The 26,302-nt window shown below is 72.1% G+C and carries 23 protein-coding genes and 1 tRNA gene; 12 read left to right on the top strand and 12 right to left on the bottom strand.

Annotated elements, in window-relative coordinates:
* Window positions 1-292 precede the first annotated feature (292 nt).
* The 6 genes from eno to ACICHK_RS17110 all read left to right on the top strand — a co-directional run bounded on the left by eno (window position 293) and on the right by ACICHK_RS17110 (window position 7,260).
* On the top strand, window positions 293-1,579 hold the full coding sequence (gene eno / locus ACICHK_RS17135; protein ID WP_103550721.1) for a phosphopyruvate hydratase: 1,287 nt from the start codon (window positions 293-295) through the stop codon (window positions 1,577-1,579).
* A gap of 118 nt (window positions 1,580-1,697) precedes the next feature.
* Complete coding sequence (locus tag ACICHK_RS17130) at window positions 1,698-2,174, top strand: septum formation initiator family protein (RefSeq protein WP_151471291.1); 477 nt, start codon at window positions 1,698-1,700, stop codon at window positions 2,172-2,174.
* Between the two features lie 40 nt (window positions 2,175-2,214).
* Window positions 2,215-2,820, top strand: coding sequence for a DUF501 domain-containing protein (locus tag ACICHK_RS17125; RefSeq protein ID WP_406837580.1), 606 nt, complete (start codon window positions 2,215-2,217; stop codon window positions 2,818-2,820).
* Window positions 2,817-3,785, top strand: a complete 969-nt coding sequence (locus ACICHK_RS17120) for an exopolyphosphatase (RefSeq protein WP_406837579.1) — start codon at window positions 2,817-2,819, stop codon at window positions 3,783-3,785. The genes ACICHK_RS17125 and ACICHK_RS17120 overlap by 4 nt, the downstream gene beginning before the upstream one ends.
* 557 nt (window positions 3,786-4,342) lie before the next feature.
* A complete protein-coding gene (locus ACICHK_RS17115) occupies window positions 4,343-5,731 on the top strand; it encodes an NAD(P)/FAD-dependent oxidoreductase (RefSeq protein WP_406837578.1) in 1,389 nt (462 codons plus the stop codon).
* A 239-nt stretch (window positions 5,732-5,970) separates the two neighbouring features.
* The gene (locus ACICHK_RS17110; protein WP_406837577.1) at window positions 5,971-7,260 is read left to right on the top strand and encodes a class I SAM-dependent methyltransferase; all 1,290 of its coding nucleotides are present in this window, start codon (window positions 5,971-5,973) and stop codon (window positions 7,258-7,260) included.
* A gap of 109 nt (window positions 7,261-7,369) precedes the next feature.
* On the opposite strand, the gene ACICHK_RS17105 is transcribed toward ACICHK_RS17110, so the two are convergent.
* Window positions 7,370-9,898 (bottom strand): ABC transporter permease, encoded by a 2,529-nt coding sequence (locus tag ACICHK_RS17105; RefSeq protein WP_406837576.1) that lies wholly within the window; start codon window positions 9,896-9,898, stop codon window positions 7,370-7,372.
* A 289-nt stretch (window positions 9,899-10,187) separates the two neighbouring features.
* On the bottom strand, window positions 10,188-10,958 hold the full coding sequence (locus ACICHK_RS17100) for an ABC transporter ATP-binding protein (RefSeq protein ID WP_151471285.1): 771 nt from the start codon (window positions 10,956-10,958) through the stop codon (window positions 10,188-10,190).
* A gap of 599 nt (window positions 10,959-11,557) precedes the next feature.
* Between ACICHK_RS17100 and ACICHK_RS17095 the strand changes: the two genes are divergently transcribed.
* Window positions 11,558-11,640, top strand: a tRNA-Leu gene (locus tag ACICHK_RS17095).
* 484 nt (window positions 11,641-12,124) lie between these two features.
* Complete coding sequence (locus tag ACICHK_RS17090; RefSeq protein ID WP_151471284.1) at window positions 12,125-13,021, top strand: Bax inhibitor-1/YccA family protein; 897 nt, start codon at window positions 12,125-12,127, stop codon at window positions 13,019-13,021.
* A 131-nt stretch (window positions 13,022-13,152) separates the two neighbouring features.
* Here the strand turns inward: ACICHK_RS17090 and ACICHK_RS17085 are convergent, their stop codons facing one another.
* Window positions 13,153-13,383, bottom strand: coding sequence for a DUF4287 domain-containing protein (locus ACICHK_RS17085; protein WP_103550712.1), 231 nt, complete (start codon window positions 13,381-13,383; stop codon window positions 13,153-13,155).
* A gap of 104 nt (window positions 13,384-13,487) precedes the next feature.
* Here ACICHK_RS17085 and ACICHK_RS17080 point away from each other — a divergent pair, with 104 nt between their 5' ends.
* Window positions 13,488-13,799, top strand: coding sequence for a hypothetical protein (locus ACICHK_RS17080; protein ID WP_192582536.1), 312 nt, complete (start codon window positions 13,488-13,490; stop codon window positions 13,797-13,799).
* A gap of 48 nt (window positions 13,800-13,847) precedes the next feature.
* Here the strand turns inward: ACICHK_RS17080 and ACICHK_RS17075 are convergent, their stop codons facing one another.
* The 3 genes from ACICHK_RS17075 to ACICHK_RS17065 form a co-directional block, all read right to left on the bottom strand.
* Window positions 13,848-14,645, bottom strand: coding sequence for a hypothetical protein (locus tag ACICHK_RS17075; RefSeq protein WP_406841246.1), 798 nt, complete (start codon window positions 14,643-14,645; stop codon window positions 13,848-13,850).
* Window positions 14,646-14,936: 291 nt separating this feature from the next.
* The gene (locus tag ACICHK_RS17070; RefSeq protein ID WP_151471282.1) at window positions 14,937-16,157 is read right to left on the bottom strand and encodes an acetyl-CoA C-acetyltransferase; all 1,221 of its coding nucleotides are present in this window, start codon (window positions 16,155-16,157) and stop codon (window positions 14,937-14,939) included.
* A gap of 385 nt (window positions 16,158-16,542) precedes the next feature.
* Complete coding sequence (locus tag ACICHK_RS17065; RefSeq protein WP_406837575.1) at window positions 16,543-17,571, bottom strand: SGNH/GDSL hydrolase family protein; 1,029 nt, start codon at window positions 17,569-17,571, stop codon at window positions 16,543-16,545.
* Between the two features lie 143 nt (window positions 17,572-17,714).
* On the opposite strand from ACICHK_RS17065, the gene ACICHK_RS17060 reads away from it, so the two are divergent.
* A complete protein-coding gene (locus tag ACICHK_RS17060) occupies window positions 17,715-19,109 on the top strand; it encodes a cystathionine beta-synthase (protein WP_406837574.1) in 1,395 nt (464 codons plus the stop codon).
* A 439-nt stretch (window positions 19,110-19,548) separates the two neighbouring features.
* Here the strand turns inward: ACICHK_RS17060 and ACICHK_RS17055 are convergent, their stop codons facing one another.
* Window positions 19,549-19,986, bottom strand: coding sequence for a hypothetical protein (locus ACICHK_RS17055; protein ID WP_192582534.1), 438 nt, complete (start codon window positions 19,984-19,986; stop codon window positions 19,549-19,551).
* A 526-nt stretch (window positions 19,987-20,512) separates the two neighbouring features.
* Between ACICHK_RS17055 and ACICHK_RS17050 the strand changes: the two genes are divergently transcribed.
* Window positions 20,513-21,382 (top strand): MurR/RpiR family transcriptional regulator, encoded by an 870-nt coding sequence (locus ACICHK_RS17050; RefSeq protein ID WP_151471364.1) that lies wholly within the window; start codon window positions 20,513-20,515, stop codon window positions 21,380-21,382.
* A gap of 276 nt (window positions 21,383-21,658) precedes the next feature.
* Window positions 21,659-22,228, top strand: a complete 570-nt coding sequence (locus tag ACICHK_RS17045; RefSeq protein ID WP_406837573.1) for a hypothetical protein — start codon at window positions 21,659-21,661, stop codon at window positions 22,226-22,228.
* 30 nt (window positions 22,229-22,258) lie between these two features.
* Here the strand turns inward: ACICHK_RS17045 and ACICHK_RS17040 are convergent, their stop codons facing one another.
* From ACICHK_RS17040 to ACICHK_RS17020, 5 genes are all read right to left on the bottom strand, one after another.
* On the bottom strand, window positions 22,259-22,633 hold the full coding sequence (locus tag ACICHK_RS17040; protein ID WP_103550703.1) for a hypothetical protein: 375 nt from the start codon (window positions 22,631-22,633) through the stop codon (window positions 22,259-22,261).
* 14 nt (window positions 22,634-22,647) lie between these two features.
* Window positions 22,648-23,154: a roadblock/LC7 domain-containing protein gene (locus tag ACICHK_RS17035; protein ID WP_151471277.1), complete on the bottom strand. Its 507-nt coding sequence runs from the start codon at window positions 23,152-23,154 to the stop codon at window positions 22,648-22,650.
* 65 nt (window positions 23,155-23,219) lie between these two features.
* Complete coding sequence (locus ACICHK_RS17030; RefSeq protein ID WP_151471276.1) at window positions 23,220-24,032, bottom strand: transcriptional regulator; 813 nt, start codon at window positions 24,030-24,032, stop codon at window positions 23,220-23,222.
* Window positions 24,029-24,436 (bottom strand): hypothetical protein, encoded by a 408-nt coding sequence (locus tag ACICHK_RS17025; RefSeq protein WP_037628227.1) that lies wholly within the window; start codon window positions 24,434-24,436, stop codon window positions 24,029-24,031. The genes ACICHK_RS17030 and ACICHK_RS17025 overlap by 4 nt, the downstream gene beginning before the upstream one ends.
* 352 nt (window positions 24,437-24,788) lie before the next feature.
* Window positions 24,789-26,225: a diaminopimelate decarboxylase gene (locus tag ACICHK_RS17020; RefSeq protein ID WP_406837572.1), complete on the bottom strand. Its 1,437-nt coding sequence runs from the start codon at window positions 26,223-26,225 to the stop codon at window positions 24,789-24,791.
* Window positions 26,226-26,302: the final 77 nt, after the last annotated feature.

Below are 26,302 nucleotides of genomic sequence, written 5' to 3'. Positions count from 1 at the left end.
CGGCCCCAGCTCCGGTCGGCGTCTTCCCGGCCGAGGGCCGCTCTCTCGCGCGACCTCCGTACCGGAGGCCCGCGAGGCCCCGTCCCCACGGGCTCCCCGCTCCGGCGCGTGTTCCCCCGCACGCGCCGGAGCGGGGTTCTTTTTATTTCCTTTTTTTGTTCCGTTCAGGAACAATACGTACGCTCGGTTTCGCCCGAGGGGCGGTCGGTCGCTGGCCGATCCCCGTGGGCCGGTTAGGCTCATCCCACGGGGCTGCCGAGCCCCGCGTACCGCGTCACATCCCATAAAGGAGATGCTCGTGCCGTCCATCGACGTCGTCGTAGCCCGGGAAATCCTGGACTCCCGAGGCAACCCCACGGTCGAGGTCGAGGTCGGCCTCGACGACGGCAGCACGGGTCGTGCCGCCGTCCCGTCCGGCGCCTCCACCGGAGCCTTCGAGGCCATCGAGCTCCGCGACGGTGACCCCAACCGCTACCAGGGCAAGGGCGTCGAGAAGGCCGTCCTCGCCGTGATCGAGCAGATCGGCCCGGAGCTCGTCGGCTACGACGCCACCGAGCAGCGCCTGATCGACCAGGCGATGTTCGACCTGGACGCCACCGACAACAAGGGCTCGCTCGGCGCCAACGCCATCCTCGGCGTCTCGCTCGCCGTCGCGCACGCCGCCTCCGAGGCGTCCGACCTGCCGCTCTTCCGCTACCTGGGCGGCCCGAACGCGCACCTGCTGCCCGTTCCGATGATGAACATCCTGAACGGCGGCTCGCACGCCGACTCCAACGTGGACATCCAGGAGTTCATGATCGCCCCGATCGGCGCGGAGTCCTTCTCCGAGGCCCTGCGCTGGGGCACCGAGGTCTACCACACCCTCAAGTCCGTCCTGAAGTCCAAGGGCCTGTCCACCGGCCTCGGCGACGAGGGCGGCTTCGCCCCGAACCTGGACTCCAACCGCGCCGCGCTCGACCTCATCCTCGAGGCCATCAAGCAGGCCGGTTACGTCCCCGGCGAGCAGATCGCGCTCGCGCTCGACGTCGCCGCGTCCGAGTTCTACAAGGACGGCGTGTACGAGTTCGAGGGCAAGTCCCGCTCGGCCGCCGAGATGACCGAGTACTACGAGGAGCTCGTGGCGGCGTACCCGCTCGTCTCCATCGAGGACCCGCTGTTCGAGGACGACTGGGCCGGCTGGAAGGTCATCACCGACAAGCTCGGCGACAAGGTCCAGCTCGTCGGCGACGACCTGTTCGTCACCAACCCCGAGCGACTCGCCCGCGGCATCGAGGAGGGCACCGCCAACGCCCTGCTCGTGAAGGTCAACCAGATCGGCTCGCTCACCGAGACCCTGGACGCCGTCGAGCTGGCCCAGCGCAGCGGCTTCAAGTGCATGATGTCGCACCGCTCCGGCGAGACCGAGGACGTCACCATCGCCGACCTGGCCGTCGCCACCAACTGCGGCCAGATCAAGACCGGCGCCCCGGCCCGCTCCGAGCGCGTCGCCAAGTACAACCAGCTGCTGCGCATCGAGGAGATCCTCGACGACGCCGCGGTGTACGCCGGCCGCTCGGCGTTCCCCCGCTTCAAGGGCTGACCCGTACGGCTCAGCAAGCGTCCTTTCGTACGTCCCCGTACCCGGTCCCGTACCGTGTGCGGGGACGTACGCACGTGACGGGCCCGTACGGCGGGCCGGTACTGGGGAGGCGGGACTCATGGCCGTGAAGGACCGGGACCGGTTCTCCACCTCGACCAGGCTGAAGCTGCTCGGCGAGCAGACGGCGGCCAGGGTCTACCGCTCCCAGACCAAGCGGCAGGCGCGCCGCTCCCGGCTGACCGGCCGGGCCGCGCTGCTCGCCATGGTCCTGTGCTCCCTGATCGTCGCCCTCGCGTACCCGATGCGGCAGTACGTCTCCCAGCGCGCCCAGATCGGCGAACTGGAACGGCAGCGGGAGCAGGCCCGGCAGCGGGTCGAGCAGCTGCGCGACCTCAAGGCGCGCTGGCAGGACGACGCGTACGCGAAGCAGCAGATCCGGCAGCGGCTGCACTACGTGATGCCGGGCGAGACCGGCTACGTCGTGATCGACCCGGACGCCGCGAGGCAGGCCCGTGCCGACCGGGGCACCGCCGACCGCCCCTGGTACACCGGTGTCTGGGACGGCGTGGACAGAGCCGACGCCGCCGACCACTGACGACCCATGAACCGAACCGGAAAGACACGTGACTCACGGCATGGAAACGCCACCCCCCACCACCCCGCGCACCGAGCCCACCGACGCCGACGTCGAGGCCTTCAAGCAGCAGCTCGGCCGGCCGCCGCGCGGGCTGCGCGCGATCGTGCACCGCTGCCCCTGCGGCCAGCCCGACGTGGTGGAGACGGCGCCCCGCCTCCCCGACGGCACGCCGTTCCCGACCACGTACTACCTGACGTGCCCCCGGGCCGCGTCCGCGATCGGGACGCTGGAGGCCAACGGGGTCATGAAGGAGATGACCGAGCGGCTGGCCACCGACCCCGAGCTGGCGGCCGCCTACCGCGCCGCCCACGAGGACTACATCGCGCGCCGTGACGCCATCGAGGTCCTGGAGGGCTTCCCGAGCGCGGGCGGCATGCCGGACCGGGTGAAGTGCCTGCACGTCCTGGTGGCCCACTCGCTGGCCGCCGGGCCGGGCGTCAACCCGCTCGGTGACGAGGCCATCGCGATGCTGCCCGAGTGGTGGCGCAAGGGCGCCTGTGTCACCCGGGCCGGAGCGCCGTCCGGCGAGGAGGCGACGGCGGAGGGTTCCGCCGGGTCCGCGGAGTCCGGCGAGTCCGCCGAGTCCGCCGAGGACGGCCGGTGACCCGCGTCGCCGCCGTCGACTGCGGTACGAACTCCATCCGGCTCCTGGTGGCCGACGCGCACCCGCGGACGGGTGAACTCACCGACCTGGACCGGCGGATGACCATCGTCCGGCTGGGCCAGGACGTCGACCGCACCGGCCGGCTCGCCCCCGAGGCGCTGGAGCGGACCTTCGACGCCTGCCGCGTGTACGCGCGGATCATCGAGGAGCACGGCGCCGAGCGGCTGCGCTTCGTCGCCACCTCCGCCTCCCGGGACGCCGAGAACCGGGGCGAGTTCGTGCGCGGGGTCCTGGACATCCTCGGCGTCGAGCCGGAGGTCGTCACCGGGGACCAGGAGGCCGAGTTCTCCTTCACCGGAGCGACCAGGGAGCTGGCCGGGCGGGACGACCTCGCCACGCCCTACCTGGTCGTGGACATCGGCGGCGGTTCGACCGAGTTCGTCGTCGGAACCGAACACGCGCGCGCGGCACGCTCCGTGGACATCGGCTGCGTACGGATGACGGAACGTCACCTCGTGCGCGACGGTGTCGTCACCGACCCGCCCACCGCGGAGCAGGTCGCGGCCATGCGCGCCGACATCGAGGCCGCCCTCGACCTCGCCGAGGAGACGGTCCCGCTGCGCGAGGCGCGCACCCTGGTGGGGCTGGCCGGCTCGGTCACCACGATCGCGGCGATCGCGCTGGACCTCCAGGAGTACGACTCCGAGCGGATCCACCACTCCCGGGTCTCCCTCGAGCGCGTCCGCGAGATCACCGAGTGGCTGCTGCGCTCCACCCATGCCGAGCGCGCCGCGATCGGCTCGATGCACCCGGGCCGGGTGGACGTGATCGGGGCCGGCGCCCTCGTCCTGCTCTCGATCATGGAGCGGACCGGGGCGCGGGAGGTCGTGGTCAGTGAGCACGACATCCTCGACGGCATCGCCTTCCAGGTGGCGGAGGCCGCCGAGGCCGGCCAGGGCGGCTGACGCGCGCCGAGGCGCCGAGAACGGGCGTGGGACGGCCCCGGTTCCCCTTTCCCGAGGGGCCCGGGGCCGTCCGGCTTCCCGGCCGCCGCACGGGCTCCGGGCGCCTTGTCCGGCGACGTGGCACGGGTCTCCTTTACTACCGATCGGTAGCCTCGGCTGAGCGGAACGGATAGCGTATGAGCGCGCCGGACGGGGTCCTGGAACCCCTCCGGAGAGGCCCCGCGGAGAAACTTCGTGAAGTTCTTCACAAGGAAAAGAGCCCTGCCGGGCGACGAAGGGGCCCTTTGGACCCTTCCCCGGGGTCCGGGCGGTCCGGCAGCATGCTCGGTGAAGCGTTGCGACCGCGTTTCGGGGCGGTGAAACGCGGGTGTGGTCCGCTGGGCCGAACGGGTCGGTCCGCAGCTCACACGGTGTTGACAACGGTACGAACCGCCCGGCGGTCCACCCCTGCCGCCATGGTCCCTGCCGCGGGGGCGGCGGAGTGTAGCAGAGGCCCTGCCCGAGCTTGTGAAGGGGCGCACGAGCGACCCCTCGGAAGCGGGTGGATACTCGATGGCATGAGCACCACGGAGCGTCCCAGGATCCTCGTAGTAGGCGGTGGGTACGTAGGCCTGTACGCAGCTCGGCGCATCCTCAAGCAGATGCGCTACGGAGAGGCGACCGTCACGGTCGTCGACCCCCGGTCGTACATGACCTACCAGCCCTTCCTCCCCGAAGCAGCCGCCGGCAGCATCTCCCCGCGGCACGTCGTCGTCCCGCTGCGGCGTGTACTTCCCAAGGCGGAGGTCCTCACCGGCCGGGTCACCACCATCGACCAGGACCGCAAGGTCGCCACGGTCGCCCCCCTCGTGGGCGAGGCGTACGAGCTGCCTTTCGACTACCTCGTCATCGCGATGGGCGCGGTCTCCCGCACCTTCCCGATCCCCGGCCTCGCCGAGCAGGGCATCGGCATGAAGGGCATCGAGGAGGCCATCGGCCTGCGCAACCACGTCCTCGAGCAGCTCGACAAGGCCGACTCCACCACGGACGAGGAGGTCCGCCGCAAGGCACTGACCTTCGTCTTCGTCGGCGGCGGCTTCGCCGGCGCCGAGACCATCGGTGAAGTCGAGGACATGGCCCGCGACGCGGCCAAGTACTACAGCAGCGTGTCCCGCGAGGACATGCGCTTCATCCTCGTCGACGCCGCGGACAAGATCCTTCCCGAGGTCGGCCCCAAGCTCGGCCAGTACGGCAAGGAGCACCTGGAGAGCCGCGGTGTGGAGATCTACCTCTCCACCTCCATGGACTCCTGCGTCGACGGCCACGTCGTGCTGAAGAACGGCCTCGAGGTCGACTCCAACACGATCGTCTGGACGGCCGGCGTCAAGCCGAACCCCGTTCTCTCCCGCTTCGGTCTGCCGCTCGGCCCGCGCGGCCACGTGGACACCCAGACCACCCTCCAGGTGCAGGGCACGGACTACATCTGGGCCGCGGGCGACAACGCCCAGGTCCCGGACGTCGCCGCCCGCAAGGCCGGTGTCGAGAACGCCTGGTGCCCGCCGAACGCGCAGCACGCGCTGCGTCAGGCCAAGATCCTCGGCGACAACGTGATCTCCGGTATGCGGGGCTTCCCGCAGAAGGAGTACTCGCACGCCAACAAGGGCGCCGTGGCCGGTCTCGGCCTGCACAAGGGCGTCGCGATGATCGTCATGGGCAAGATGAAGATCAAGCTCAAGGGCCGTCTCGCCTGGTACATGCACCGCGGCTACCACGGCATGGCGATGCCGACCTGGAACCGCAAGATCCGCGTCTTCGCGGACTGGACCCTCGGCATGTTCCTCAAGCGCGAGGTCGTCTCCCTGGGCGCCATGGAGACTCCGCGCGAGGAGTTCTACGAGGCCGCCAAGCCGGCTCCGGCCGCCCCGGCGCCCGCCGTCAAGACCGAGGAGAAGGCCAAGGCCTCCTGACCGAGGCCTCCTGACCTCCGGTCACCGAACGCCCCGAAGGGGCCGCCCGCCATCCGTGGTGCGGGCGGCCCCTTCGGCGTTCCCGCCCCGCCCCGCGGCCCGGCGGGCGCGGCACGTGGGGCACGGGCCCGTGCGCATGTTCCGTGAATCCGTGTCGCGGACGGGGGACCGCGCGTCGAGCGGGTAGATGTCTACGAGGTGTCGAAGCGTTCGGGAGTGCTGTCTCGGAGGTGTACGCCATGCAGGACGCCGCGCCGCGGCTCAGAAGCCTTGTCGAACAGTTGCTGGGAGCCCCGCTCCCGTTGCGCGTCCGCGCCTGGGACGGCTCGGAAGCGGGCCCGCCCGCGGCCCCGGTGCTCGTCTTCCGCAACCGGCGGGCCCTGCGCCGACTGCTGTGGAAACCGGGCGAGTTGGGTCTCGCCCGCGCCTGGGTCGCCGGCGACCTGGGCATCGAGGGCGACCTGTACACCGCCCTGGACCTGCTGTCCGGGACCGTCTGGGAGCGCGCCGAGGACGCGCGCGGACCCGTCGCCGCGCTGCGCGACCCCGAGGCGCGCGCCGCGGTCCGCGGGCTGGTGCGGATGGCGGGATCGCCGCTGCCGCCCGCCCCGCCCGCCGAGGAGGTGCGCCGGCGCCGCCACCTGCACACCAGGCGCAGCGACCGGCGGGCCATCAGCCACCACTACGACGTCGGCAACGACTTCTACGAGATCGTCCTCGGCCCGTCCATGGTCTACTCGTGCGCCTACTGGGAGGAGGGCGGCACCCTGGAGGAGGCCCAGCGCGACAAGCTCGAACTCGTCTGCCGGAAGCTGGCCCTGGAGCCCGGCCGGCGGCTCCTGGACGTCGGCTGCGGCTGGGGCTCGATGGCCCTCCACGCCGCCCGCGACCACGGTGTGAGGGTGGTCGGGGTGACGCTGTCGCAGGAACAGGCCGCATACGCCCGCAAACGGGTCGCGGACGAGGGCCTGACCGACCGGGTGGAGATCAGGGTGCAGGACTACCGTGACGTCACCGACGGGCCCTACGACGCGATCTCCTCCATCGGCATGGCCGAACACGTCGGCGCCGAGCGCTACCTGGAGTACGCCGAGGTGCTCGGCGGCCTCCTGGAACCCGGCGGCCGGCTGCTCAACCACCAGATCGCGCGGCGCCCGCAGCGCGACGAGTCCTCGTACTCCGTCGACGAGTTCATCGACGCCTATGTGTTCCCCGACGGTGAACTCGCGCCCCTGGGGACGACCGTGACGCAACTGGAGCGGGCCGGGTTCGAGGTCCGCGACGTCGAGGCCCTGCGCGAGCACTACGCGCTCACCCTGCGCCGCTGGGTCGCCAATCTGGAGGCCGGGTGGCCCCGTGCCGTCCGGCTCACCGGCGCCGGCCGGGCCCGCGTCTGGCGCCTCTACATGGCGGCCAGCGCGGTCGCCTTCGAACGCAACCAGATCGGTGTCAACCAGGTCCTGGCGGTGAAGACCTCCGGCGGGTCCGGCGGGTCCGGGATGCCGCTGCGGGCGAGGACCTGGAACTGAGACGGGGCGGCGGTACGCCGCAGCGGGGAGGGGGTCCCGCTCCGGATGGAGCGGGACCCCCTCCCCGCGTGCTCTGGGTCCGTCGCGGCGGCCCGTCCGCCGCGCCCCGCTACTCGGACTTGATCGCCGTCAGCATGTTCAGGCGGGCCGCCCGGCGGGCCGGCCAGAGCGCCGCCAGGACGCCGACCGTCGCCGCGAGCAGCAGGAAGACCGCCATCCGGCCCCAGGGCAGCACCAGTTCGTACGTCGACATCCTGCTGCCCAGCAGCTCACCGGCCGCCCAGCCGAAGAACACGCCGAGACCGATGCCGAGGACGCCGCCGAAGAGCGAGATGACCAGCGACTCCAGGCGGACCATCCGCTTGATGCCCTTGCGGTCCAGGCCGATCGCGCGGAGCATCCCGATCTCCTGCGAGCGCTCGAAGACCGACATCGCCAGGGTGTTGATGACACCGAGGACGGCGACGATCACCGCCATCCCGAGCAGGCCGTAGAGCATGTTCAGCATCAGCGTGAACATCTGCGCGATGCTGTCGGAGAAGTCCTGCTTGTCCTGGACCTTGACGGCGGGGTTGTCGCCGAGGGCCTTCTCCAGCCGGTCCTTGGTCGCGTCCGAGGCGCCGCCGGCCGTCTTCACCATGACCTGCATGTCGGAGGCGTCGCGCTGGTGCGGGGCGAGGGTGGCGGTGTCGAGCATGATGCCCCGCATCACTTCGTTGGCCTCGTACACCCCGGCGACGGTCAGGTTCTGCTTCGCGCCGTCCTCGTAGGAGACCCGGAAGCCGGAACCGGCCTTCCAGCCGTGGGACTTCGCCGTGTCCGAGTCGACCACGACCCGGGTGCCGCCCACCTCGAAGGAGCCGTCGGTGACGGGGAGGTCGGTGAGCTCGCCGATCGCCGAGCCGTTGACGCCGGTCAGGAACTCGGTCTGCCGGTCGATGCGGGAGGGGGCGTTGCGCAGCGGGCTGATGCCGGTGACCCCGTCGACGGCGGCGAGCTTCTTCTCGACGTCCGGGGAGAGGGAGTTGCCGTTCGCCATCGACACCAGGTAGTCCGCCCTGATCGCCGACGTGGCCATCTTGTCGATCGACTTCTGCAGGCTGCCCGCCATCACCGTCATGCCGGTGATCAGCGTGAGGCCGATCATCAGCGCCGAGGCGGTGGCGGCCGTACGGCGGGGGTTGCGCACCGAGTTCTGCCGGGCCAGCTTGCCGGAGATCCCGAAGACCCGCAGGACGGGGGCCGCCGCGGCGATCAGCGGACGGGACAGCAGCGGGGTCAGGACGAAGACGCCGAGGATGAGCAGCACCGCGCCGAGACCCATCGGGGCCTGGCCGTCCGAACCGTCCATCGTCGTGGCGTAGAGGACCACGGCGACACCCGCGGCCGCGAACAGGGCGCCGATCGTGTTCCGCAGGACCAGGGACTTCGTGGTCGCCTTCGCGTGGACGCTGCTCATCGCGGCGACCGGCGGGATCTTGGCGGCGCGGCGGCCCGGCAGCCACGCGGCCAGCATCGTGACGAGGACGCCGACGAGCAGCGCCGTGCCGACGGTGCCGGGGGAGACGACCAGCGGGCCGTCCGGCACCGTGGCGCCGAGCGTGCCCATCAGGGAGCGCATCGCGGCGCCGATGCCGATGCCCGCGGCGAGTCCGCCGACGGCCGCCACCGCGCCGACCACGAACGCCTCGATCAGCACCGACCGGGTGACCTGGCGGCGGGAGGCGCCGACGGCGCGCAGCAGCGCCAGCTCCTTGGTGCGCTGGGCGACCAGCATGGTGAAGGTGTTGGCGATGATGAACGTGCCGACGAACAGCGCGATCCCGGCGAAGACCAGCAGGCCCGTCTTCATGCCGCTCATCGCCGCGGAGATCTGTTCGGCCTGGTCGTCGGCGAGCTTCTGTCCGGTGACGGTGGAGGCGGTGTCCTTCGGCACGACGGCGTCGAGCGCCTCGCGCAGCGCGCTCTGGCTGGTGCCCGGCGCGGCCTTCACGTCGATCTCGTCGTAGGAGCCGACCGAGTGGAACAGCCGCTGCGCGGTCGCCGTGTCGAACAGGGCGAGGCTGCCGCCCGCGGCCACGTTGCCGTCGTCGGTGCGGAAGACGCCGACGACGACCGGTTCGAGGACGGGGCCGTCGACCGACATGCGGACGGTGTCGCCGACCTTGTAGCCGGCCCGCCTCGCGGTCTCGGTGTCGATGGCGATCTCGCCGGCGCCGTGCGGCGCGCGCCCGGTCGTCAGGGGGTAGCGGGGGTCCTTGTCGCCCCAGTAGTTGCCGCCCTGCGACTGGAAGCCGCCGCCGATGAGCTTGCCGTCCTTGTCGGCGATGGCGGTGAAGCCGTTGACGACACCGATCGCGGAGGCGGCTCCGGGCACCCCGGCCGCCTTGTCGAGCAGGGGCCGGGTCAGCTTGTGCCTCTTGCCGACGGTGTCGCCCCTGTCCGCCGCGCTCTCGGGGCGGATGGCGACGTCGACCTGGTCGAAGCCCTTGGCGGAGCTCTTCTGGTAGGCGTCCGAGATGGTGTTGGTGAAGACCAGGGTCCCCGAGACGAACGCGACGCCGAGCAGGACGGCGAGCACGGTCATCAGGAGCCTGGCCTTGTGCGCGAACACGTTGCGCAAGGCGGTACGGAACATGGGTCTTCTCAGTCCAGGAGTCGCGGGCGGGCGCGGGAGGGGGTGGAGGACCGCGGGCCGGCCCGCGGAAGGGCGCGGGAGGCCGGGGCGGGCACGGGTCCGTGCGGAGAGGTGGGGGAGGCAGGTGCGGAGTGCGCCGGGGTGCGCCGGGGTGCGCCGGGGCGGGTACCGGGGCACGGCAGAGGGAGCCGGAGCGCCGGGGCGGCCGGTGCGGTGGTCCGGTGGCCGGGGTGGGGTCCGGCAGGGTGGCGCGGTGGCCGGGACGCCGGTGTGGCCGTCCGGCGGAGGATCAGCTGGTGCGGCCCTTGCCGTCGAACTGCTTCATGCGTTCGAGGACGGAGTCGGCGGTCGGCTCGTGCACCTCGTCGACGATCCGTCCGTCGGCGAGGAAGACGACCCGGTCCGCGTAGGCGGCGGCCACCGGGTCGTGGGTCACCATCACCACGGTCTGGCCCAGCTCCCGTACGGAGTTGCGCAGGAAGCCGAGCACCTCCGCGCCCGAGCGCGAGTCGAGGTTCCCGGTCGGCTCGTCGCCGAAGATGATGTCGGGACGGGAGGCGAGGGCGCGGGCGACGGCGACGCGCTGCTGCTGGCCGCCGGAGAGCTGGGAGGGACGGTGGCTCAGCCGGTCCGCGAGGCCGATCATCTTGATGACACGGTCCAGCCACTCCTTGTCGGGCTTGCGGCCCGCGATGTCCATCGGGAGCGTGATGTTCTCCAGGGCGTTCAGCGTCGGCAGCAGGTTGAAGGCCTGGAAGATGAAGCCGATCTTGTCCCGGCGCAGTTTGGTGAGCTGCTTGTCCTTCAGGGAGCCGAGTTCGGTGTCGCCGATGCGCACCGAGCCGGAGGAGAAGGTGTCCAGTCCCGCCACACAGTGCATCAGCGTGGACTTGCCCGACCCCGAGGGGCCCATGATCGCGGTGAATTCGGCCTGCCGGAAGTCGACGGTGACCCGGTCGAGCGCGACCACCTGGGTCTCGCCCTGTCCGTAGACCTTCGACAGTTCCGTGGCGCGGGCTGCGACCGCGGTGCTTGTGCCGGCGAGCGGGGTGGTGGTCACGGGAGGGTGCTCCTGTCGGGACGGGGACGTCGGAAGGGACGTGTTCCATCGTCCGCGCCGATCCGCGGGATGTAGTCACCCGCTGTTCCGGTTCCGGAGGCAGACTCGGGTCGGACCGGGGGCGGCCGTGTCATACCTGGGTATGACGGAGCGCCCTGAGAACCGTCCGGGTCGGATGCCGTGAGGACCGCCGGGAGACCCTCCGTGAGGTCCCCGTGAGGTCCCCGTGAGGACGCCCGGGCCGGACGTCACGACGGTGTGCGGGCACCTGCCGGCCGGACGCCGCGAAGGCCCGCGGACACCCCTTGGGAAGTGCGCACTCGAGGGGCGGGGGGCGCGCGTCGCGCGGCCGCCCTCCCGGGAGTCCGCCCGGGACCTGGTCCGGGGCTCGTCGTGACCAAGCTCGGACGGTGAAATTCCGTCAATCCGCGTACGCGGGCCCGGCGCGTCCGGGAGGCTGTTGGCAAGTGCTGACGGCCTGTGCGGTGTGCTGATGCACCCTCAGACGCCAATAAAATAAGACAACATCGGTACGGGCGCCCGCTGTTCGGGTGATGCGCCCCGATAGGCTCGGAACCTCGATGCGGAGCCCATGGTCTGCCCGGATGGTGGAATGCAGACACGGCGAGCTTAAACCTCGCTGCCCCTCGCGGGCGTACCGGTTCAAGTCCGGTTCCGGGCACTTCCCGTTCCTGTGACGCAGGACGCGGGTCACAGTCGGAACACTCCGAGCGTGGCCCGCCGGTCACGTCTCCGTTTGCCGCCGCCCTCTCCGCGGCATCTCGCCGGCCCGTTCGGGGCCGCCCTCCTCCGCTTTCCCGCACACCCTCCGGTCGTCACGCTGAGTGAGCGTCGCGCTCGCCCGTTGACAGCGGTTCCCCTGCGGCGCCGACACCCTGGTCCACCTCGAAAGCACCGGATCGGCCGAACGGCGCCGACTGCGGGAACAACGGCGGATCGAGGCGGCTTGAGAGGGCATGCGGGCTCCGTGGAGCCGGCTCCACGAGGGCCGGTGTCACGGCTTAGTACCAGTACGCGCGTGCGGGGGAACACGCGCGTACGGTGGCTCGACGAGGGAAAGATCCTCCCCAAGCACTAGGGTCATTCCTTTGCCTACCCATTACCCTTGAGCCCAAGGCCGCGCAAGGTGGCCATGGAGGAGTGAAATGAGGAGCAGTAACCCGGTCTTCTCGCGACGGGGGTTCAGCCGCGACAACGGTTACGCGGGCTTCAACGCGGCGCCGCAGGCCGGGGGACCCGCTGTCGGCACGCAGGGGAACCCGTACGCCCAGCAGGGCGGCAACCCCTACGCGCAGAATCCTTACGCGCAGAACCCCTACGCGCAGCAGGGCCTCCAGCACGGAGCTCCGCCGCAGGCCCCGGCCACCACCGGCCGCATGACGATGGACGACGTCGTCATGCGTTCGGCCATGACGCTCGGCACCGTCGTCGTCGGCGCCGTCCTGGCCTGGGCGGTACTCCCGGTCTCCAGCACGAGCTACGGCCTCGCCATCGGCTCCGCGCTGGTCGCCTTCGTGCTCGCGATGGTGCAGTCCTTCAAGCGCACCCCCAACCCCGCGCTGATCCTCGGTTACGCCGCCTTCGAGGGCGTCTTCCTCGGGGTCATCAGCGAGATGTACAACGCGGCGTGGTCCGGCGCGCCCTTCCAGGCCGTGCTCGGCACCATGGCCGTCACCGGCGCCACCCTCCTCGTCTACAAGGCGGGCTGGATCCGGGTCACCGCCCGGTACGCGCGCATCGGTCTGACCATCGCCATCGCGTTCGTCGCCGTCATGGCGGTGAACCTGCTGCTGGTGGTCTTCGGTGTCGCCCCGGACGGCGGACTGCGCAGCAACGGCCCGCTGGGCGCGATCGTCGGCATCCTGGCGATCCTGATCGGCGCGTTCTTCCTGACCCTCGACTTCAAGCAGATCGAGGACGGCATCACCTACGGGGCGCCCAAGGAAGAGGCCTGGCTGGCCGCGTTCGGCCTGACCATGACCCTCGTGTGGATCTACCTCGAGATGCTGCGACTGGTCGCCATCTTCAGCGGCGACGACTAGCGGCGCCGGCGGCCGGAGAGGCCGTCGGACGACCTGAGGGGCCCGCGAACCACCGGTTCGCGGGCCCTTCGTCATGGGGCGCGGGTCCTCACGTGCCTGTCGTCACGTGCCCGCCGTCCCGGGGCGCGCGTTCACAGCAGCTTGCGCGCGGCCCTTCTCAGGTCGTACTCGTGGATGATCGCTTTGGCGTGGCCGTACGCGAGGTCGTGCTCGGCGCGGAGCCAGCTGACCTTCTCCTCGAAGCGGAAGAGGGCGGGGCCTTCGTCGACGGTGCGGAGCCAGTCGGAGATCTCACGACCGGTGCAATGGGGGATGCGGGCGAGCAGGTTGCGATGGGTCTCCTCGGAGAAGACTTGGGACATCGGCGCCTCCGAACGCAAAGGGGATGTAAGCCGGTCCTTCACGCCACCGTGCCTGAGGGTTGGGGCGTTGGCAACAGTCCCGCCGCTGCGCGTAGTCTCGCGGCGTGCTGGATACGACGCCGTTGACCCGAGCCGTGGACCACTTCGCCGACCGGTTGCGGGCCGCTCCGCAGAGCCGCCTGCAACGCAGTGCCGCGGCCGAGGCACTGGGGCTGGCCAGGGAGTTCGCGCTGCGCGCCCAGCGGGTCGAGGACCCGTCGGGGGAGCCCCGGGAGATGCCCGACGCCGGGATGTTCGCCGCCGCCGACCAAATCACGGTCGCCGCGCACGACTTGGCCCTCGTACTGAAGAACGAGGAGGAACTGGCCGAAGCCGTGGCCCTCGTGGCCGAAGCGCAGAAACGCGCCGGGGTCTGATCCTCCCGGCCGGTACCGGCGCGCGGGTGCCGTACCCCCGGGCGGGCGTCACAGGGACGCTATGACGCGGTCCGCCAGGATGTAGACGTTCTCCTCGCCGAAGGCGAAGGTCAGGGCGTACGCGCCCGAGACGCCGGAGCCGCCGAGCAGGACCGGGGCCTCACCGGCCGTCAGCGCGGCGGCGAGCCGCTGCGCGGTCTCGCGGTGGCCGGGGGTCATGCACAGGGTCGTGCCGTCGGCGAAGACGTAGACGTCGAGGGTGCCGAGCGGGCCGGGGCGGACGTCCGCCAGTTCCGTACGGGACTCGGCGAGCTCCTCCAGGCGGGCCACCGTGCGTTCGTGGTCGTCGACCACGGGTGACTGGACAGGGACGAAGTCCGGGTGTGAGGGGTGGCGGCGCCGGGCCGCGGCGAGTTCCGGCGAGTCGCCGGCCGTGCCGGTCTGGGGGAACTCCTCCAGGTCCGTGCCGGTCTCGGCCACCGGCTCCAGGTGGTCCAGGCCCACGAAGTCCGAGTGGCGCGGCAGGAACGGTTCGCTGTCCGGCAGTCCGAGCAGCGACGGCGCGTCGGAGGCGTCACGCGCCTCCTGGGCGGCCCAGAAGGCCCGCGCCTCGGCGAGTTCCCGCTCCCGCTCCTCGGCCAGCGCCTCGGCCACGGCCGTGCGTATCTCGTCCGCGTCGACGGATTCGCGCGCCGCGGGCACGAGAGGCCGTGCCAGGGCGGCACGGCTCGCGACGAGTTCGCTGTGCAGGGCTGCGACCTGCCGGCGCACACCCCGCAGGGTGCGCAGAACGGCGACGCCCACGGCCGCGCTCGCGGCGGTGGTGAGCAGCAGAGCAATCGGCATGGCGCTCACTGACGTACTCCCGGTTCAAAGTCGGCCCCCGACTTCCTACATCAGCTTGAGGGGCGAACCATCAAACTGTCAGTGCGTAACGTCACGAATAGGACAGGACTTTGTGCCCAAGGTTTAGCCGTGCACGCATCTGACCTGCGGGAATGCCCATCCGAGGGGACATAGGTCACATCTTGGAAGGGATTGGATCACAAATCGGCCCAGAGGCCCGACGGTTCCGGGCTTCTGGGCCGATTCGTTCACGCTGGGTTCAAAACCCGTCACGGGAACGGGTCGTCGCGGTCAGCTGAGGCGTTCGATGACCATCGCCATGCCCTGGCCGCCGCCGACGCACATGGTCTCCAGGCCGAACTGCTTGTCGTGGAACTGGAGGCTGTTGATGAGCGTGCCGGTGATGCGGGCGCCGGTCATGCCGAAGGGGTGGCCGACGGCGATGGCGCCGCCGTTCACGTTCAGCTTGTCCATCGGGATGCCCAGGTCGCGGGCGCTCGGGATCACCTGGGCCGCGAAGGCCTCGTTGATCTCGAACAGGTCGATGTCGTCGACGGTGAGGCCGGCGCGGCTGAGCGCCTGCTTGCTGGCCTCCACCGGGCCGAGGCCCATGATCTCGGGGGAGAGACCGGTGACACCGGTCGAGACGATGCGGGCGAGCGGGGTCAGGCCGAGCTCGCGGGCCTTCGTGTCGGACATGATCACGAGGGCGGCGGCGCCGTCGTTCAGCGGGCAGCAGTTGCCGGCGGTGACCAGGCCGTCGGGGCGGAAGACCGGCTTGAGGCCCTGGACGCCCTCCAGCGTCACGCCCGCGCGCGGGCCGTCGTCCGTGCTGACGACCGTTCCGTCCGGGGTCGTGACCGGGGTGATCTCGCGCGCCCAGAAGCCGTTCTTGATGGCTTCCTCGGCGAGGTTCTGCGAGCGCACGCCGAACTCGTCCATGTCCTGGCGGGTGACGCCCTTGAGGCGGGCCAGGTTCTCGGCGGTCTGGCCCATCGCGATGTACGCGTCCGGGATCAGGCCGTCCTCGCGCGGGTCGTGCCAGGTCGAACCCTCCGACTGCGCGACCTCGACCGTACGGGCCTCGGCGTCGGCGAAGAGCGGGTTGTGGGTCTCGGGCAGGCCGTCCGAGGTGCCCTTGACGGACCGCGACACCATCTCGACGCCCGCCGAGATGAAGACGTCGCCCTCGCCCGCCTTGATGGCGTGCAGGGCCATGCGGGAGGTCTGCAGCGAGGAGGAGCAGTAACGGGTGATGGTGCAGCCCGGGAGGTGGTCCATGCCCATCTGCACGGCCACGATGCGGCCGAGGTTGTGGCCCTGCTCGCCGCCGGGGAGGCCGCAGCCGAGCATCAGGTCGTCGATGAGCTTCGGGTCCAGCTCGGGGACCTTGGCGAGGGCGGCCTGGATGATCGTGGCGGTCAGGTCATCGGGGCGCACGTCCTTCAGGGAGCCCTTGAAGGCGCGGCCGATCGGGGAGCGGGCGGCTGAGACGATCACGGCTTCGGGCATCACGGCTCCATTGGCGTACGGGAAGTGTGCGGGGCTGCTTGGGAAGTTACCCGTACGTACCGTCGAGGTCACCGGTGTGGGGGTGTGACACCGGCCGCACTTTTCTAAGCGCTTGCTTTTTTCGGGCGGGGGCGCCTTTTGGGGTGTTTTCCCCCGCCGGGGCTGTCAGGAACCCCCTGCCGGGCCACCCCCACGGGGCTCCGCCCCGGCCCCCGCTCCTCAAACGCCGGAGGGGCTGAATTTCCCGCCGGCCGGGGCTGCGTGTTCGGCGCCGGGTCGGGTGACGAGGCCAGGGGCGCGGGGAACTGCGCGACCGGCCACCGCGCGCCCGCGGCCGGGTGCGGTCCTCGGCCCGCCCCTCGCTCCCGGAGGGACCCCGCCGGGGTCAGGTGGACGGGGTCGGGGCCGGGTCCGTCGCCGGGAGGCGTTGGCGGCGGCGGCGCTTGAGGAGGGCCCAGGGGCCGCGGGGACCGGTGGGCATCGCGGCGGTGACCTCGGTGCCGGGCTCGGAGGCCGCCTCCGCCGCCGCACGGGCGACCGGCAGGAACCCCTCGTTGCGCGAGACGTCCGGGCGCTCCTCCTCGGCCGGCCAGAGGCCGAGCGCCGCGCAGACCGTGGGAAGGATCGCCATGGCCGCGGTCGCGTACCCCTCGGCCGAGGGGTGGTAGTTGTCCGGGCCGAACAGCTCGCGCGGGTTCGCCGCGAACTCCGGGCCCAGCAGGTCGCCCAGCGACACCGTGCGGCCGCCCTGCTCGACCGTCCCGATCGTCTGGGCGGCGGCCAGCTGGCGGGACGCGCGCCGCGCCAGCCAGCGCAGCGGCTGCTGCACCTGCTCGACCGTGCCCAGATCGGGACAGGTGCCGACGACCACCTCCGCACCGGCCGTGCGCAGCCGGCGTACCGCCGCGGACAGGTGGCGCACGGAGCGCGTCGGCGGCATCCGGTGCGTCACGTCGTTCGCGCCGATCATGATCACGCAGATGTCCGGCGGCCGGGAGGTGTCCGCGAGGGCGAGCGCGACCTGGCGGTCCAGGTCGTCCGACTGGGCGCCGGGCAGCGCCACGTTGCACAGCTCCACCGGCCGCTCGGCCACCGCCGCGAGCCCGGAGGACAGCAGCGCGCCCGGCGTCTGGCGGGCCCGGTGCACTCCCTGCCCCGCGGCCGTCGAGTCGCCGAGCATCGTCAGCCGCAGCGGCGGCTCACCCGCGGGGGTGCCGGTGTAGTCGTATCCGTACAGACCCTCCGCGCGCGGAGCGTACGGAGCGTGTCCGTTGCCCACATGCCGCTTCGCCAGCTGGACCTCGGCCAGCACCAGACCGACGGCCGCCGCCCCCACCAGGCCGACCCCGCCCCCGCCGTACGCCGCGCCCGCGGCGATCCGCCGGGCCACCCTCGCCCTCGACATGCTCGACATCCGTCGCCGCCACCTCCTGTAGCCGTACAACCACTGCTTGCCCCGGAGAACGGGTGAGCCAATCGCAACCGCGGGTGAACGGCTGTCCAGGGCCGTAGGCTGACGGGACCATTCCTGTAAAAAACGCAGCTCCGGAGACAACGGTGCAATTCCACGACTCGATGATCAGTCTCGTCGGCAACACCCCGCTGGTGAGGCTCAACAGCGTGACCGCGGGCATCCAGGCGACCGTCCTGGCGAAGGTCGAATACTTCAACCCCGGCGGATCCGTGAAGGACCGCATCGCCCTGCGCATGATCGAGGCGGCGGAGGAGAGCGGAGCGCTCAAGCCCGGCGGCACGATCGTCGAGCCGACCAGTGGCAACACCGGTGTGGGCCTCGCCATCGTGGCGCAGCAGAAGGGGTACAAGTGCATCTTCGTGTGCCCCGACAAGGTTTCCGCCGACAAGATCAACGTGATGCGCGCGTACGGGGCCGAGGTCGTGGTGTGCCCCACCGCGGTCGACCCGGAGCACCCGGACTCGTACTACAACGTCTCCGACCGGCTGGTGCGGGAGACCCCCGGCGCCTGGAAGCCCGACCAGTACTCCAACCCGAACAACCCCTTGTCCCACTACCACTCCACCGGTCCGGAGCTGTGGGAGCAGACCGAGGGGAGGATCACGCACTTCGTCGCGGGCGTGGGCACCGGCGGCACGATCTCCGGCACCGGCCGGTACCTGAAGGACGCCAGCGACGGCAAGGTGCAGGTCGTCGGCGCCGACCCCGAGGGGTCCGTGTACTCCGGCGGCTCCGGCCGGCCCTACCTCGTCGAGGGCGTCGGTGAGGACTTCTGGCCGACCGCCTACGACCGCACGGTCGCCGACGAGATCGTCGCGGTGTCCGACAAGGACTCCTTCCAGATGACGCGCCGGCTGGCCAAGGAGGAGGGGCTGCTCGTCGGCGGCTCCTGCGGCATGGCCGTCGTCGCCGCGCTGCGCGTCGCCGAGCGCCTCGGCCCCGACGACGTCGTGGTCGTGCTGCTCCCCGACAGCGGCCGCGGCTACCTCAGCAAGATCTTCAACGACGAGTGGATGGCCGACTACGGCTTCCTGGAGGACGAGGGCCCCAGCGCCCGGGTCGCCGACGTGCTGAACGACAAGGCGGGCGGCTCCATCCCGTCCCTCGTGCACATGCACCCGGAGGAGACCGTCGGCGAGGCCATCGAGGTGCTGCGCGAGTACGGCGTCTCCCAGATGCCGATCGTCAAGCCGGGCGCCGGTCACCCGGACGTGATGGCCGCCGAGGTCATCGGGTCGGTCGTGGAGCGCGAGCTGCTGGACGCGCTGTTCACCCAGCGGGCCTCCCTGGGGGACCCGCTGGAGAAGCACATGTCCTCCCCGCTGCCGCAGGTCGGTTCCGGCGAGCCGGTCGGCGACCTGATGACCGTGCTCGGCGGCGCCGACGCGGCGATCGTCCTCGTGGAGGGCAAGCCCACCGGAGTCGTCAGCCGGCAGGACCTGCTGTCCTTCCTGGCCAAGGGCGGCACCAAGGCCTGACCGCCGGGCCCCGGAAGACCGCTGGGGGCCATGAGGTCCCTGGGCCGTCCGGGGCCTGAGCAGGGGTTTTGTTCGAAGTGTCGGATCCGTGTGGATCTTCGGGCTCCGGCCGGGGTGAACTTCGCGGAAGTGGTACGAGCGCGTCACGTCCGCGCAGCACCCGCTTAACACGGGTCCGGCACATTAGTGGGTGTCGGCAGGGCGGGAGCGGCTCCCCGCCCAGGCCGACGGCGAACGGCGCCAAGGACCTCCGGAGCGGCTCCCGGACCTCCATGGACGCCTAGGACGCGCAGCCCGGTCCTGACCCGGCCCGCGTCCCCCGCGGGGACCGCCGTCGTCCCGCCCCCCTTCACCGGGGGTGCGGCGGCCCCCGCGCAATCGTCGAAGGGCCCGGCGCTCGTCCCGAGCGCCGGGCCCTTTCGTATGCCGTTCCAGGCGCCTACTCCTCCCAGTCGGACTCCTGCCGGGATCCGCGGCGGCCGAAGAAGCCGGGGGACAGGCGCGCCGCCTGGACCACGTTCACCCCGACGATGCCGCCCCAGGCGACCAGCAGTCCGGGCAGGTGCGCGTTGACGACGCCGATCGCGGAGAGCGGGATCGCGAGGACGAGCGAGACGATCCCGAAGCCGAAGCGCTCGCCCCAGGAGTCGGCCGACTGGGGCGAGCGGGCGTCGCGCGCCACCGCCATCTGCTGTTCGGCGAGCCGGCGCCGCACCCGGCGGTCGACGGTGCCGTCGAGGCGCTGCTCGACCTTCTCCATGAAGGAGTCGACCAGCGCGGACTCGTACTCGGCGCCGAGTTCCCTGCGCGCGTGCAGGGTGGCGTCGAGTTCCTTCTTCAGCTCCGCGTCGTCATGGCGGGCGTTCATACCGGTCATGCCCATCACGTTAGGCAGCCGAGGTGCGCGTGGCACTGGGGATAGCCCCCCTGTTGAGGGCGGACCGGGCCCCCGGAAGTGCCCCTTGCCCGTCTGCATATCGTCATGCAGAGTTCTCGGTACCTGAATAGAAGGGTGTGCGCGTGGTGTCGTCCCAGGTCGTGGACACGTCGTGCGCGGTGACGCTCAGGGCGGCCGCCGCGCTCGTGGCCCCGGACGGCCACGGCACCGCTGTCTCACCCGGTGGTCCGCGGGCCTTCTCCGCGCCCGCCCGGCCCGGCCACGCTGTACTCTCCCGGGGCGTCGGGGAACGGGCGGGCCCCGCTTCGCCCGCCGCGCGCCGGACGCCACGGGGGTGCGGCGCGCGGCGTCCCGTCGTCGGCCGCGGACCGGCCGCCGCACCGCTCGGCCGGTTCACGGACATCTGGAGGGGGAGCACGTCATGAGCACGGGCAGCGACAGGGCCGGTGGTGACAGGGACTGGGACAGGGACGGTGACGGCAAGGCGATGGGGGACGGCACGGTCATGGGGGACACCGGCGTGGAGAGCGACACGAGTGTGAGCGACAGTCCCGCCGGACGGCTCCAGAGCCTCTTCGAGGGGCACCGGCTCACCCCGACCCAGCGGCGCATCGCCCACAGCATGGTGCGCAGCGCCGCCGACGTGCCGTTCCTGTCCAGCGTCGAACTCGCCGAACTCGCCGGGGTCAGCCAGCCCTCCGTCACCCGCTTCGCGGTCGCGCTCGGCTTCGACGGCTACCCGGCGCTGCGCAGGCACCTGCGCGAGGTCGCCCCCGCCGAACCGGCCGCCGACACCGCCTCGTACAACGAGTACCAGCAGGCCGTCGAGGCCGAGATCGAGAACCTGCGCCACCTCGCCGCGGTGCTCGCCGATCCGCGTCCGGTCGCGAGGGCGGGGCGCCTGCTGGCCGCGTCCCGCCCGCTGCCCGTCCTCGGGCTGCGCGCCGCCGCCTCCCAGGCCTACGGCTTCGCCTACTTCGCCGCCAAGGTGCACCCCGACGTGCGGCTGCTGCACGAGGGCGGCACGATGCTCCAGGACCGCATCGACGCGGCCGTCCGGGCCGGGGCCACGGCCCTGCTGTGCTTCGCGCTGCCCCGGCACCCGCGCGAGGTCGTCGACGCCCTCGGCTACGCGAAGGAGGCCGGGCTGACGGTCGTCACGGTCGCGGACTCGGCGTTCGCGCCGGTGGCGAAGGTGTCCGACCTGCTGCTCCCCGCCGCCGTCGGCACCGGTCTCGCGTTCGACACGGCGTGCGCGCCGATGCTGCTCGGCCGCGTTCTGCTGGAGGCGATGTGCGACGACCTGCCGGACGCGCAGGCGCGGCTGGAGCAGTTCGACGCGCGGGCCGCGGTACGCGGACTGTTCGTGGACTAGGCCCTGTGGTCACATTCCCGTCGTCGCCCGAAGGGCGGCCCTGCGGCGTCGTGGGGGTCCCCCCTGCTCGAAGAGCTAGGGGGAGTGCCGGGCGTCGCGGGGCAGGCGGGAATGTGACGACAGGGCCTAGCGGAGCAGGGGTGTCCTTTTGGGCGCCGGGGCGGTGATTCCGGGGTTTCTCAGACGCGTCTCACCTTCCGTGGCTAGCCTGCGCGCCCAAAGACGTACGGGCGTGCGTGCCCGTGGACGCGCGGGCGCTGGGACGGGAGGCGGATCGTGGCGCGTGGAGGACAGGGACTGGCCCGGGTGGCCGTCGTGGTGCGGGCGGGAGCCGCACCGCTGTGGTGGTGCGGGGTGCTGGCCGCCGGGATCGGGGTGCTGCTCCCCGGGCTGACCGGGCGCAGGATCGGCGTCATGGCGGGGGCCGCGCTGTTCCTCGTCACGGCGGCCGCGGTGGCGTACTGGCGCAGGAAGCGGTACGACGCCCTGGTCCGCTCGGCCGCGCGCGCCGGCAAGCACGATGTGCTCCAGGACCGTGCCGTGACCCTGCGCAACTGGCGCCGGGGCCACCGCTGGTGGCTGCTGCTCGCCTTCGCCGCCGCGCTGGGCAGCTCGTTCGCCGTGCCCGCCGCGGGCGGCATGCTGCTCGCCGGAGCGGGCGTCGGACTGTGGTGGAAGGCCGCCCGGCTCGGGCGCCTGGAGCGTGCCGGGCAGGCGCTGATCTGGGTGCGCGTCGACTGGCTCGGCCCGCGCGCGGGTGCCCCCGTGGGGAAGCCCGTCCGGGCCGTCCGGGCCACGGGGGTGGCGGCGGGTGACGCCGCGCCCGGTGGGGCGCGGCGTCACTGACCGGAACGGAACCGGACCCGGTGCGGCGGACTAGATCTCCAGATCGGACTCGATCCGCTTGAGCTGGTGCCGGGCCATCGCCAGGTTGGCGCGCTTCTGGTCGAGGACCAGGTACAGGAACAGACCGTTCCCGCCGCGGCCCTTCATCAGCCGGATCAGGTGGTACTGGTCGGAGAGCGTGATCAGGATGTCCTCGATGTCGCCCTTCAGGCCCAGGTGTTCCATCGTGCGCAGCTTGGCGCGGACGACGTCGGTGTTGCCGGCCGCCGCGACGGTGAGGTCGAAGCTCTTGCTGCCGCCGATGGTGCCCAGCGCCATTCCGCTGGTGTAGTCGACGAGGGCGGCTCCGGTCGCGCCCTCGATGGACGCCAGAGCCTCTTTGAGGGCGGTCTCGGTGTTCGACATGGTGTGGTGCTCCTTCAGCTCTCTGATGTTCTCGGGTGGTTGGTGGCAGGAGTGGACGGGGAACGCGGGGTGGTGCCGCGTGGGGTGCGCGTGCGCAGCGGGGCCTTCGCGGAGGGTTTGGCCGGTTCGGCGGCCGGCTCGCCACGGGCCGTGGCGGCGTCGACGAGCTCGCCGATCCGGGTGCCGGAGCGCCGCCCCTCCAGGTGCAGCCGGCCGACGTTGACCCGGTCCTGGGCGAGCAGCGTCAGGACGGCGGAGCCGCCCGCCGCGTACGTCGCGACATAGCCGTGCACGCCGCGCACCAGCAGCTCGCGCAGGTCGCCGTGGCCGGTGGACTCGGTCATGCGTATGGCGACACCCAGGGCGGCCGCGGTGAGTGCGGCCAGGCCGTCCGGCTCCACGCCGGGTGTGTCGTGGGCGAGGACGAGACCGTCGGCGCTGGCCGCGAGGGCTCCGGTCAGCTGGGGCACCCGGGCCCGGAGCCGGTGGAGTTCGTCCAGGACTTCGGCCTCCGCCGCCATCAGCAGTCTCCTCTCGGCACGCTGTCGTAGCGCGCGGATCACAAGGCCTCCCGCGGGGTTGGGACTCACAAGGCCTCCAGCGCGTCTCTGAGTCGCCGCAGCAACGCGACGTCGGGATCGGCGGAGGTCTGGGTGAGCACGCCGGGCGGGGGGAGCGGCTGCGGTACGGGCGCCGCCGTCACGAGTCCGGCGGCGGCGAGCCGGCGCAGGTCGACGAGCGTGTGGAAGGCGGGCCGCCCCAGCGCGAGGGACACGTCCGCCGCCGTGCGGACACCGTCCACCCGGTCGAGGACGGCCCCCTGACGCAGCGGCACGGTCGGCTCCGCGGCGAGCGGGGCGCGCCGCAGGGGAGCGGTGTCGGTCGCCGGGTCGGGCCAGATCCGGTGCAGGAGTTCACGCCGGCGCACCGTCTCGCGTTCCACCGCGGCGACCGGGACGGGCCGGAGCGGGCCGAACCAATGCGCGGCACCGTACCGGAAGCGGCTCGGGGTGCTGCTCGGCCCGAGGACGAAGTAGGCGGCGTCGTACAGGGAGCCGAGGTGGCACAGTTCCAGCGCGCCCTCCGCGATCCGTCCGCTGTCGATCAGGAACCGGCCGACCCTGCGGCGGGCCCCGGCGGTGGCGACCGCCTCCCGCCACACCTCGGGGGCCAGGACGCCGTGGACGGAGAAGAGGACGTCGAGTCCGGGGGTGGCCGGGCTCTCGGCGTGCACCACCTCGCCGTCGGCGAGGTAGAGGGTGCCGCGCTCGCGGATGAGGACTCCGGTGGCGCGCTCGTCGGCGAGCCGGCCGAGCATCGGTGAGGCGCCGCCGGCGGCGCCCGGTGCCGTGTCCCGTATCGGGAGCCGGGGCGGGGGAGGTGTCCTGACGGTGGTCATACGAGCACCAGCCGTCCGGCCATCTCGCCCAGCCGGATGCGTGCCAGGGCGAGATTGCCGTCCGAGCGGGCCAGCCACAGGTGCAGGAACACGCTGCTGTCGAAGGCGGTCCGGACGAACCGCAGCACGTGGTAGCTGTCGCGGTTGCTGATGATCAGGTCTTCGATCGGGGTCTCCTGGTCGGACCACTCCGACCAGTCGGAACCGCCCTTGGGGGCGAACGAGCGGTTCTCCGCGGCGAGCCGGGCCAGCTCGGCGGCCTCCGCCGCGGTCGTCTCGTGGTCGTCGCCCGGAGCGTCGCCGACCGTGCCCAGGGCCAGGCCGCTGGTCCAGTCGACCACCGAGGCGCCCCGGGCCCCGGGCAGTGTCATGGCCTCCAGCAGGCACTCGTCGATTCCGGGCACCGTGTCTCCCTCCCGCCAAAGGGTTCGGCCGAGTGACGAAGAAGTTACGCACTGTGCGCACGGGAAGGGAGTGATCCGGCATTTTCCTGTGGAAAATGCCCGTGGTGACTAAGGTGGGTCGACTGACCACATTCTCGGGCGCCCCTAAACCCCCTGGGGTCGGTTTGTGCTGCCCTGGAACGGCACCGAGGGGGCGCACATGGGTGCGAACGGGCGCCCTCGGCTCGAGCGCACGCCGGGGTGCCGGTGGGCCCGTCGGGTGCCTCGGGGTCACGTCCCGCCGCCCCTGTCCTCCCGTACTCGGGGCTCCGCCCCGGCCCCCGCTCCTCGAACGCCGGAGGGGATGGAGTCGCTACAGGTCCGTCAGCGAGCGGGCGTGGGCTCCGCCCGACTCCGCGACGATCTCCGTGAGGGGCTGAGGCTCCCGTACGACCGCGAAGCGCACGGTGTCTCCGGCCGGAGTGAAGCCGTAGACACCGGGGCGGGCGAGGGAGTTGTACGCGTAGTGGTGGGCGAAGTAGTACGCGCCGGTGTCCAGGGCGGCCACGTGGTCGCCCTGTTCGAGCAGCGGCAGCGGGCGGCCCTCGGCGAGCAGGTCGCCCGCGAAGCAGGCCGGGCCCGCGACGTCCTGGACGACGTCCGGCCCCGCCTTGGGGCGCCCCTCCGCGTCGTACGCGGCGATCCGCAGCGGCCACGACCCCGGCGCGTACACCGTGCGGGTCGCCACCTGCACCCCGGCGTGGGTGACCGCGACCGCCCGGCCCCCGGCGGACTTCGTGTACTCGACCCGGGCCAGCACCGTCCCGTGCTTGGCCAGCAGTGACCGCCCGAACTCGGTGACCAGCCCGTACCGCCCGTCGAACAGTCCCGGTGCCGTCCGCGCGAGCAGCCGCGCGTACTGCGCGTACGTCGGTGCCGTGGCGTCGGAGCCGAAGTCGACCGGCAGGCCGCCGCCGATGTCGAGCGTGTCGACCTGGTGCCGCCCGACGTGCCGGTTGATCTCCTCCGCCAGCGCGTACGTCTCCGCCACGCCCCGCGCCATCAGCGGGAGCGGCACGCCCTGCGAGCCGGTGTGCGCGTGCAGCCGGGTCAGCCAGGGGCGGTCGGCGTACGCCCGCACGATCCACGCGCGGGCCCCCTCGTCCCGCAGCGCGACCCCGAACTTGGAGGTCGCCGTCGCCGTGGACAGCGCCCCGATCGAACCCGCGCCGACCTGCGGGTTCACCCGGATTCCGATGGAGGAGGCGGTGTCCGTCGAGCGGACGAGGGCGTCGATGCGGTCCAGCTCCTGCGGGTTGTCGGCGTTGACCGCGACGCCCAGGGCGAGCGCCTCGCGCAGTTCGGCGGGTGTCTTGGCCGGCGAGTCGAGCACGGTCCGCCCGGGCGGGATCCCGGCCGCCGCGGCGAGCGCGAGCTCCCCGGGGCTCGCCACCTCCGCGCCGACGCCCTGCTCGTGCAGCAGCCGCAGCACGGGCACGAGGGGCGTCGCCTTCACCGCGAAGGCGTGCAGCACCGGTGTGCCGGGAGCGGTCACCTCCTCGAAGGCGGCGTGCAGCGCGGCGGCCGAGGCCCGGATGCCGGTCACGTCGAGGAGCGCGACGACGGGCCGGTCCGGGCCGAGGAGCCCCTGCTCCACGGCGGCCCGCACGGCGTGGTCCCGCCGCGGGACCCGCCCGGTGCCGGTCCCGGTGTCCGGCCCGGGTCCCGGCGCGGACCCGTCCGTCCGCTCCGGCCGGCCGCCCTCCCGGTCCGCCGTCCGGTCCCCTGCCCCGCCCGTGTCTGCGCCCATGCGTCCCAGCCAAACATCCGGCGGGAGCGCGCGGGGGGCCGCGCGCCTATTGACTAGCTCTATTCAAAAAGCCAGGA

Source organism: Streptomyces sp. AHU1, from assembly GCF_045343905.1.
Lineage (GTDB): Bacteria > Actinomycetota > Actinomycetes > Streptomycetales > Streptomycetaceae > Streptomyces > Streptomyces triticiradicis.
This window is presented reverse-complemented; position numbering and strand designations above follow the sequence as displayed.